This window comes from Piscirickettsia salmonis LF-89 = ATCC VR-1361, from assembly GCF_000297215.2.
Taxonomy (GTDB): domain Bacteria; phylum Pseudomonadota; class Gammaproteobacteria; order Piscirickettsiales; family Piscirickettsiaceae; genus Piscirickettsia; species Piscirickettsia salmonis.
In genome coordinates this window covers 1-8,965 of the sequence record NZ_AMFF02000065.1, presented here as the reverse complement: position 1 = coordinate 8,965, position 8,965 = coordinate 1, and the positions used below count along the sequence as shown (strand labels likewise).

Below are 8,965 nucleotides of genomic sequence, written 5' to 3'. Positions count from 1 at the left end.
GTTTTTAGTAACTGGGTTCTCGCTGCATCCCAAACAACGTTTGGAAAGTTACCAATGGCTTCCCACCAATCGCTAGTAATTCTTTCAACTTCTTCATCCGTTTTGTTATTCAAAAAAGGCTTGATTAAGTTCATCTTGTCCAAAAACTCTGAAATTGATATATCCGGCCCAAACTTAATCGTTTGCTTCTCTCTGCCTTTTTTCGTGCAGTCTTTGTAATCTTTCTGCAACTGAGAGTTTATGTTGATTACCTTGAATGGATGAGTTTCCATGCTGCGTCCCTCTTGCTAAGTAGATACTTTCATTAATCATCACGCTTTCTTGTGTCCAACGACGTTCACTTAACCAGCCTTCTAAGTGCTTCGGTTTAAAGTTTGAATCTGCCATGCTTTTCACCGCGCGGTTATGTGCTTCAACCTCTGCTTGTTGAATAACTAACGAAGCATCTTGCTGAATGTCAGGCCAGTTTTTTAAAAATGAATGAGCGGCGGCAGCTTTGTTTGATTTGCTGTAGTTATTTTCTGCCGCTTCTGATTTGTGTCGATAAGCTTCCCAAACCTGTTCAAACACACTCAGTTTTTCACCCGTTAAAAATTGGCCTTTGCTGGTTTTGTATTTGCGTTCTGATTGATTAGAAAGTTCAGTGTGAGAATCAGCTTCGTGCGTGTCAGCGCACATAATATTTTTCTTAGTACTATTATTCTTAGTACTATTATTATTTAGTAGGGGGCTTTTTACCGCTAGCTGCTTTACTGCTAACAGCTTGCCCACTCGCAGCTCATCTTCTTCTTGCTCAGCACCTTGGGCCGTTTTAGTGGGTTGACTAACATCTGTATGGGTAGAAGAGGACAAATAAGCATCAGCAAGTGCTTTCGTTTCAAAGACAAGGTAATCATACCCCGATATTTTTCCATTTTCGCGCTCTGAAATAAGTAAAATATATCCCGCCTCTTTTAACTCCTTCAGAGTAGAATTAACTGAGGTCGGCCCATCCTGAGATATTTTTGCAAGATGTGATCTCGACACTTTCCAATCGTCAGGCAAAGACAACAAATAAGACAACAGACCCTTAGCACGAAAAGATAAGCCTTCATCATTTAAAAACTGTTTATCAAGTACAACAAAATCTTTTTCTTTTCTATGAATTCGAACAATGGACATGCACAATACTCCATATGCTTTTTAACTTTTAAAAACTTTTATTGGCTATTAACCTGTTTTAGAACAACCTCAGACAGTAAAGCAAACTCTTTGCAAACCGACTGGTAAAACTTAATCGTTGACTGCAATACCTTGATTTCTTCTTTTTTTTCATTTAAAAGCATTCTGGCGTGTTCCTTTTCATTTTTCTTTAAAAACCCTTTGCTTTTTTCTCGGTGAATTGCCATTTTAATCGCGCTATGACTCTTACCTATTTCTTCACTCATTTGATCAATTGTTTTTGATCCATAGTTAAAATATAAGTACGCTTCTAAAAGGGCATTTTCTTCGTGATCAATCATTTAAGTACTCCCTACTCCATAGAACTATTTTAAATGAATATGAATACAAAGTGTGATATCTGGCGGTCACATCAGATGCATGTTTTTAGTGTTAATTTGCATGTTTTTGCTGTAAAAAGTGACCGGGGGTCACATTTGTCATAAACAGGCTATTTTAGTGGGTTTTTTGCAGTGAATCACTGGTGTAATTTTGAGAGATTAGAAGACTGGCAGGAAAGAATTTATCAATCCCTTGATGAAGGCTTTTTTTAACGCTATCTATCCATAACGGTTTATTTTCAAACTCCTCAAAATCATCACAAAATTTATACATGGTATTGGCCAGTGTTAAAATGGTCGTCTGACAAAAGGCTAAAAACACCTCATCACTGACCATTTTGGGCTGTAATGATTTTAAAAAAGGCAAAACGTCCTCGTTAACAATAGCGTCAGCTATTGTTTTAGCTTGTTTCTTATCCATGAAAGTCCTATTTTAACTGTATAGAATTTTAAAGCATACTGATTAGCAATATAAATAAAATTTATTGATAAATAATACAGATTATTTAAGGTGATATTTTTCTTTTAAGTTTTATTCACCCTTAATCTATTAACTATTTTTAAATAGTAAATATGTTTTTCGACATGTGCAAGTTTTTTTATTATGTGTACATTTAAGAAATTTTATTTCTAAGTAGTTACCTCGAGCGCTTCAACTGTACCCAAACAATCCAACTCTTCCAAATCTTCTTCTATTAAAGATGAATTATTGATATCAAAAAGAGTTACTGTACCGTCATCTTCATCTTTAAATACAAATAACGAGGGCAAATGGTCGCCTATAGCTGCCACGATAATATCCCCTGAATGTGCATCTTTACCTTGATTAACTTTTAGTAAATATTCTCGTTGAAAATATTCACTTGCAGCAACCCTAATTCGATAAGGTGTACTGTAATTATCACAATGATCTAGCACATTTGATAAAGCCAATTCAGGGATATAGTTCTCATCTTTATCATGCAGAGGAGCCTCCCCTCTCATTTGCGCGATAGTTTTCCCAAAATATCGAGCTAATTTTGATACTGCTTCAAATGTAGGCTTTTTATTGTTACCATTTTTCAACCGACTGATTGTTGCATGACTTAACCCTGTGCCATTAGCTACTGCTTGTGCTGTTACCCCTTTTTCTTCAATGCAACTATTTAACACATCTGAAAATGAGACCTCTCCCTCAGCCCACTTTATAATATCATTCAACGGTATATCAAAATATTGAGCTAACACCTTAGCTTCATCGCTGCTAGGCGCCGCTACTCGACCACTTAGCAATTGATATATTCTTACTTTTGAAAGTGAAGTAGAGCTAACAACATCCTCAATCGTTGATCGTGATGAGAACAGCGCCGTTTCTAACCGTGTTGCAAATCGCATTTTTAACTAAGCTACCTTGTTTTATGATAAACCTAACTTTTAAGTTCATAGTTAATACTATAAACTAGCTAGATTTTAGAAGTTATATAAAAAATATCAATAAAGTAATAAAGAAAATCAAGGATTATAATTGTGAATTTTAACGACAAAGCAAGTATGTATGATCAAATAGCAACATCACAAAATGAAGCTGCGGATGCCCTTTATAAGGATATTAAAAACTTTTGCTCATTAAAGCCCACATCAAACATACTAGACCTAGGTTGTGGAACAGGTTATATCACTAGAAAGCTTGCGGATGATTTTGATTTCGTAACAGGAATAGATACCTCTGAAAAAATGCTTGAACAAGCAGCTGATAACGGTGGAAATATTGAGTATGTTTTGCGTGATGCTTCTAAACTAAATGAAACATGTGAATATGATTTAATCACAGCAAATTCTTTAACCTATTACATTACTGATCTAGAAAGTGCTTTTAATTCTTATTATCTAGCTTTAAAACCTAAAGGCTATCTTGCTCTACAGAGCCAGACAGAGGTTACTCCACAGTTTTGGGGCGCCTTCCAAGCATTACGTGAGAACAAAGAAAGTCAGCAATTCATTGAAAGTTATAAATTCCCTGCAAATATGCAATCACAACATACTTTAGCCCATTACTTGAAAGAAGCCAGGTTTTCTATTCTATTAGAAAAAACAATACACTTTAAAACTCTTTGCAATATTGAAACTTCACTCGCTATTTTTATGTCTGGAACAGCAACCCCTTTATTGAATCAAAAAGCATACAGTTTAGCTCTCACTGATCGTTATATTGAAATATTTTGGGATACTATACAGAAAGAATTTACTAAACAAGCGGTAGATGGTCAAATCCTGCTTGATATTCCTCGAGCTTTTTTAATTGTCCAAAAATAAAGAGAGCCTATACTCTCTCTTCTGAAATGAAACCAGGTGGGGGGACCGCCCCCCCTGTAAATCTATGTTGATATGATACAGGTTCAGCCTTTTTAAGCCACCAAATGATAGCGCCAGCAACAGGAGACATAATCACCTCATACAAAACTTTGATAAAGGTTTGACAGATTAAAATATCTACTAAATTGGCACCTGATAAATGCCTTGAAAGAAACAAAAGGGTCCAAACAATACTAAATGTTAACTCACCTATCCAGGTAGAAGTAATTGATCTAAAAATAAATGATGTTATTTCATGTTTATCATCATGACGCTTAAACTTTTCTCTTAGCCACTCAAGCAAATGGTTATTCATAAGATAACCACATGCCGATGCAATACAAGCAGCCCAATATAAATGACTCAACGTAGACATAGATATATGAAAAGATTGGTCTATCGTATGAGAAACCATTGGCGTTATATGCAGTGCAATAGAAATAAAAGCGACAAAAAGACCATGCCCAATCATATTATACCAGACCAAGGCATTAGAATATTCTTTACCATAGTGTTGGGTAACAATATCAAAAATTGTGAATGTTAACGGGAATGCAAATATTCCACCGGGAAAAACCATATGATAAGGCAAAGCAATGCCAAAAATTTCATTTAACTCAATAAATCTAGCTGCTAAAACATTTGACGCTATCATAGCCGCAGCAAGAATTATTGCCAATAAAGAATAAAATTTATATGGACGTCTATCTGTATTCATAAATTGATTAAATAAAAACTTAAATATTACTTTCATTGTTTTGTTTTTTAACCCTTTTTTTTCTTCTTGTCATTTTCAACTTAGTATCTTTGTTAATTTTCTTTGTTTTTAATGTGTTAACTAATAAATTCCAACCTTCTAACACTCCCTCATCTCTTCCTTTTTGATATCCCATATCATACCCTGAGTACCAATGAATTAGTTGGCTGTCAGTATAATTAAACCCCTTAATAAAATCAGAGTCAGCTTGTATTTGGGCTGCATAATCTTTTTTAGTTACACGGGCATGTCCTTTTGTGTAGTGAATAATATGCCTACGTGATAGATAATCATACTCTGTTTTGTTCCAACGATATTGAGTACCTTTTGTACTAACTAATATTTTTTTAAAGGCAAAGTTTCTTAGTAGAAAAAAAATTCTTTCATTCAGTCCCTTGATGCCTTTTTTCACGCTTGATTTATCCGTTTGTTTTTATTATTTTTTTACAATTTTATTAGCAATAAAATTTATCTTGTTTATAAGACTTTTCAATTCCTCAAGGTCTTTAATAATTTTATTATCGCTTAATGAGTGCTTTTCTTTTTTCTCTTTTGGTACTTCATCAATCCTTATTTTCATAAATGCAACCTAATCCTTTTGCTAATTCTTACGGCTATCAATATAAAATCCATTTTTACTTAATATCTAGTTATAAACTGCTTTTTTAACCTGCTCCTTTTATGTTCGATATTAATTTACAGGTTGATGAATATTTTTCAATAGTGTAAAAATACACCATTCTGTTGGGTTTATCTCAGCTTAGGCAACATAAATAGGACTTATAGCTACTTCAATGAACAATATAAAAACAAACAGTGCAATCGTACTTGGCACTATTTTGCAATGGTATCAATTCTCTCTCTATGCAGTTCTATCACCAATCATTGCAGTTTCATTTTTCCCTAAAAATCAACCTTATATTGCTTTAATTTCTACCTGGTTAACCTTTGGTTTGGCCTGGTTATTCTCCCCACTAGGTGGGATTATATTTGGCTATATCGGTGATAAATATGGTCGAAAATCAGCTTTAATGGGCTCTATGCTGGTTATGATTATATCTACATCAACTATTGCTTTTTTGCCAAAGTATCAAACAATAGGTGCTTTTTCTCCTATTATTTTGGCTTTATCATTAGCTCTACAAGGTTTATCTGCTAGTGCTGAATACAATACTGCGTCAGTTTATCTTGTTGAGAATGCAAAACCACGTTTTAAAGCTCTATTCGGCTGTTTGCCTAATATTTCTAACAGTGCCGGTATGATGCTAGGGGCGTCAATTGGAAGCTTTTTTACTGCATCATATATGCCACCAGAAGCGTGGCGAGTTCCTTTTTTTGTCTCAGGGATCACAGCAATCTTATGTTACTACCTACGCAGTAACATGAAAAACTACACTTTTATAAAAAATAAATCAGGCTCATTGAGGGGAGAACTTAATATTTGTTCACTCCCCTCTCTGCAAGCGCTAATTTTAGCAGCATACAACGGCATTACTAGCTGGGGTGTGTATGTTTGGGGTACCAGCTTAATGGTCAGTCATGGTTTATCTATAAGTAAAAGCTCATTGGTTATATCTGTTGGGCTATTGCTCGATATTATTATTGAACCTGTAGCTGGATTAGTCGCAAGTAAGGTAGGCAATACAAAGCTATTCTTGCTATGGTCCACCCCCTTTGCTCTATGTATGCCTAGCCTATTCTCTGGCTTAGCGAGTGGTAGCTTTACAACTTCATTAATTTCAATGATTGCAATAACATTTCTTCTTTCACCTCCAACCGCTATGATTAACAGCATTGTTATTATGAAACTTACAGAAAAAAGTAGAGCTCTAAATCTTGGCGTATCTTGGAACATAGGGATGACAATTTTCGGAGGGACCGCCCCATTAGTATGTACGTTACTTCTCCATCAGTTTCATTCTCCGGCTATTGTAGGTACATACCTATCGTTAGCCATTATCTTCGGGATAATTATTGTTTGGTATTTATCAAACAAAGAATCCTTTAAAAAGCTAGAGAACTTTAATATCACATAAGTAATGGATAATAAAATTAATTTCAAGTCGTTGAGCGAGTACTCAAAAAGTGAGTTAAACAAGTATAAGCACATTTCTAGTATTAAGTACTATGAATACATAAAGGATATTACATCAGATATTCATACTAATTGTGGAGTTGATTATATATGTGTAGGTCTATTTCCAGCTCTGGGTAGTCCTTATTTTATTTCCAACATGTCTGAGTGGTCCATTCCTTACTATGAAAACAACCTATTCAACTTTGACTCTTTAACATCACCACGTACGAACCTAATACTCGGCAAAGATGTTTATTTTCAAGGCTTATTGCAATTAACACCCGAACAACAATATATATACAACATTTGCAGTAAATTCGGCATCCATGAAAGTTATGCAATATTTAGAGCTTCTATTGAAATTGAAGTTATGATTTTAGCTCATACAGCTATTGCTCCTATTGATCCAAAAACACATTACAATGAGACTAAAGAAGAATTCCTTACTTTTGCATCAACCTTTATTTATAACCTTAAAGATAAAATTGCGAATGAACATGCATATTTAGGGCAAACAAAATTTATACAGGACTACTCGTATATGAAAGAAATTCTTAGGAAAGAAACCTATTCATACTCTTTAGCCCCAAGAGAGAAAGAAGTTTTATATTGGGCCGCTAATGGCTTAAATGCTAAAGACACCTCAAAAGCGATCGGGGTAACTCCCCGTGTGGTAGAAAAATATCTCGCCTCAGCTCAAAAGCGATTGCTTTGCAAAAATAAGCTACATACTGTAATGAAAGCAAAATCTTTAGGCTTGCTCGACTCTTTTTAAGCTTTGATTGCAGAAATATGGGTTTGACGTGCTATAGCAAAATAGTAGCGCTCATCAGCTGAAAGCCTTTTTAACGAGCTTATCATTACATCAAATCTTTCCGGCGTAATTAACCCATACTCAATGCAATCATTACGAGCAGCTGTCATACTGAGGTCCATAAAGCGCTTTCTCTCTTCATCCATTAAAACCGGCTGAGAAAATTGAATATCAGTAATTTTCAACCCTAGCTCTAGAAAATTTGTATGTAGCTCAGAGCCAATTTTAAAGTTCATTTTTTTAACTTTACCTAAAGCTCCAAATAAATTAAGAAATTCATCATAAGCGACATGCGCAGGGTTACAAAAGTTTGTTCTTAAATCTGGCTCTTCACAAATAATAATGCCGCCTACTTTTAGTTGATTTAAAACTTGTTTTAAAGCCTCTACATAATTTTGAATATACATAAAATAAAGGCGGCTATAAATTACATCATAAAGATCAAACCCAAGACCACTAACATCTGTTATCATTGCATGAGTTAATTTTAAAGACTTTAACGGAATATCACTTAAGCGTTTTTCAGCTTGTTTTATAAACTTTGGATTATCATCAATCCCAGTGTACTCGATCAGATTGGGGTATTTATTTGCAAGTGCGATAATTAAGTCACAATTACCTCTACACCCTAACTCAAGCAACTTTAAATTTTTCTTATCAAGCTTATCTGTTATAAATTTTAAACTCTGTTGATCAAATATTTTCTGAAGTGTATCAAGTCGTTCTTGACAGTCGTCTTTATAAATTTTTTTTGACATGGGTAACATTCCCTAATGTAAGTAATTCCAAACAAAAGGGTTTTATCTTATTTATAAGAAAAATGCAAAAACATAACTTCTTAATAGCTGTACATAACATAATTCACCGTTTAACGGTTTGATCATGCTTTAACTTTTCCAAGCATGCAGATACAACCCAATCATTCATTGATTTTGCACCTGAATCATTCATAGAAGCTAAAAAAACCTCTTCATGCAAATCACTACCTAATCTAGTCATAAATCTACCAGAAAATGGTTTATCGGGTTCTTCTTCACGCTCATCACATAAAGCCAAATAATCATCAATAGCCAGCTTAAAGTCTTTCGTTAACTCTTTTATATTTTTACCTCTAAAAGAAATAACATCTTTAATATTTGGAACAATCCCATAAATATATTCATCACCTTCATGAATCTCTTCAACTTTTCCAATATAACCTTTGTATTTAAGCATTTTTATCTACTCCAGCATTTTTTAAAAACAACCTTATTGACTTAACCGCCCCCTTGTCTGTTGTTTTTTCAGGGTGCGGTCTATGAAATGTTGTTTTCACTTGATTCAAAATTACAGCAACCCTTGAACCATCACGCTCTATTACTTCGCCCTCCGTCATCTGAAGTGCAACACTACTCTATACTAAGCCGCCATCAAATACTCTAAAAAAACATGATTAGGTGAGCAAT

General features: G+C 34.4%; 13 protein-coding genes. 3 read left to right on the top strand and 10 right to left on the bottom strand.

Features of this window, described 5'->3' with window-relative positions:
- Window positions 1-174: 174 nt before the first annotated feature.
- The 4 genes from C200_RS14520 to C200_RS06825 form a co-directional block, all read right to left on the bottom strand.
- On the bottom strand, window positions 175-1,161 hold the full coding sequence (locus tag C200_RS14520; protein ID WP_016211080.1) for a helix-turn-helix domain-containing protein: 987 nt from the start codon (window positions 1,159-1,161) through the stop codon (window positions 175-177).
- 38 nt (window positions 1,162-1,199) lie between these two features.
- Complete coding sequence (locus tag C200_RS06835) at window positions 1,200-1,502, bottom strand: hypothetical protein (protein ID WP_016211070.1); 303 nt, start codon at window positions 1,500-1,502, stop codon at window positions 1,200-1,202.
- A gap of 154 nt (window positions 1,503-1,656) precedes the next feature.
- Window positions 1,657-1,962 (bottom strand): hypothetical protein, encoded by a 306-nt coding sequence (locus C200_RS06830; RefSeq protein ID WP_016211079.1) that lies wholly within the window; start codon window positions 1,960-1,962, stop codon window positions 1,657-1,659.
- A 209-nt stretch (window positions 1,963-2,171) separates the two neighbouring features.
- Window positions 2,172-2,915, bottom strand: a complete 744-nt coding sequence (locus C200_RS06825) for a helix-turn-helix domain-containing protein (RefSeq protein WP_016211067.1) — start codon at window positions 2,913-2,915, stop codon at window positions 2,172-2,174.
- A gap of 132 nt (window positions 2,916-3,047) precedes the next feature.
- Here C200_RS06825 and C200_RS14515 point away from each other — a divergent pair, with 132 nt between their 5' ends.
- Window positions 3,048-3,833: a methyltransferase domain-containing protein gene (locus C200_RS14515; RefSeq protein WP_016211077.1), complete on the top strand. Its 786-nt coding sequence runs from the start codon at window positions 3,048-3,050 to the stop codon at window positions 3,831-3,833.
- 7 nt (window positions 3,834-3,840) lie between these two features.
- Here the strand turns inward: C200_RS14515 and C200_RS06815 are convergent, their stop codons facing one another.
- The 3 genes from C200_RS06815 to C200_RS15400 are packed head-to-tail and all read right to left on the bottom strand — an operon-like array spanning window position 3,841 to window position 5,209.
- Window positions 3,841-4,626 (bottom strand): queuosine precursor transporter, encoded by a 786-nt coding sequence (locus tag C200_RS06815; RefSeq protein ID WP_032126922.1) that lies wholly within the window; start codon window positions 4,624-4,626, stop codon window positions 3,841-3,843.
- Window positions 4,610-5,041, bottom strand: coding sequence for a hypothetical protein (locus C200_RS06810; RefSeq protein ID WP_016211069.1), 432 nt, complete (start codon window positions 5,039-5,041; stop codon window positions 4,610-4,612). The genes C200_RS06815 and C200_RS06810 overlap by 17 nt, the downstream gene beginning before the upstream one ends.
- Window positions 5,042-5,065: 24 nt before the next feature.
- Window positions 5,066-5,209 (bottom strand): hypothetical protein, encoded by a 144-nt coding sequence (locus C200_RS15400; protein ID WP_016211073.1) that lies wholly within the window; start codon window positions 5,207-5,209, stop codon window positions 5,066-5,068.
- 214 nt (window positions 5,210-5,423) lie between these two features.
- Here C200_RS15400 and C200_RS06805 point away from each other — a divergent pair, with 214 nt between their 5' ends.
- Window positions 5,424-6,665, top strand: a complete 1,242-nt coding sequence (locus tag C200_RS06805) for an MFS transporter (protein WP_016211075.1) — start codon at window positions 5,424-5,426, stop codon at window positions 6,663-6,665.
- A gap of 3 nt (window positions 6,666-6,668) precedes the next feature.
- The gene (locus C200_RS06800; RefSeq protein ID WP_016211068.1) at window positions 6,669-7,481 is read left to right on the top strand and encodes a helix-turn-helix transcriptional regulator; all 813 of its coding nucleotides are present in this window, start codon (window positions 6,669-6,671) and stop codon (window positions 7,479-7,481) included.
- Here C200_RS06800 and C200_RS06795 read toward each other — a convergent pair.
- The 3 genes from C200_RS06795 to C200_RS14930 all read right to left on the bottom strand — a co-directional run bounded on the left by C200_RS06795 (window position 7,478) and on the right by C200_RS14930 (window position 8,895).
- Window positions 7,478-8,278, bottom strand: a complete 801-nt coding sequence (locus C200_RS06795) for a methyltransferase domain-containing protein (protein WP_016211074.1) — start codon at window positions 8,276-8,278, stop codon at window positions 7,478-7,480. The two genes, C200_RS06800 and C200_RS06795, sit on opposite strands and share 4 nt — an antisense overlap.
- A gap of 103 nt (window positions 8,279-8,381) precedes the next feature.
- A complete protein-coding gene (locus C200_RS06790) occupies window positions 8,382-8,735 on the bottom strand; it encodes a type II toxin-antitoxin system HicB family antitoxin (RefSeq protein ID WP_016211078.1) in 354 nt (117 codons plus the stop codon).
- Window positions 8,728-8,895: a type II toxin-antitoxin system HicA family toxin gene (locus C200_RS14930; RefSeq protein WP_016211076.1), complete on the bottom strand. Its 168-nt coding sequence runs from the start codon at window positions 8,893-8,895 to the stop codon at window positions 8,728-8,730. The genes C200_RS06790 and C200_RS14930 overlap by 8 nt, the downstream gene beginning before the upstream one ends.
- Window positions 8,896-8,965: the final 70 nt, after the last annotated feature.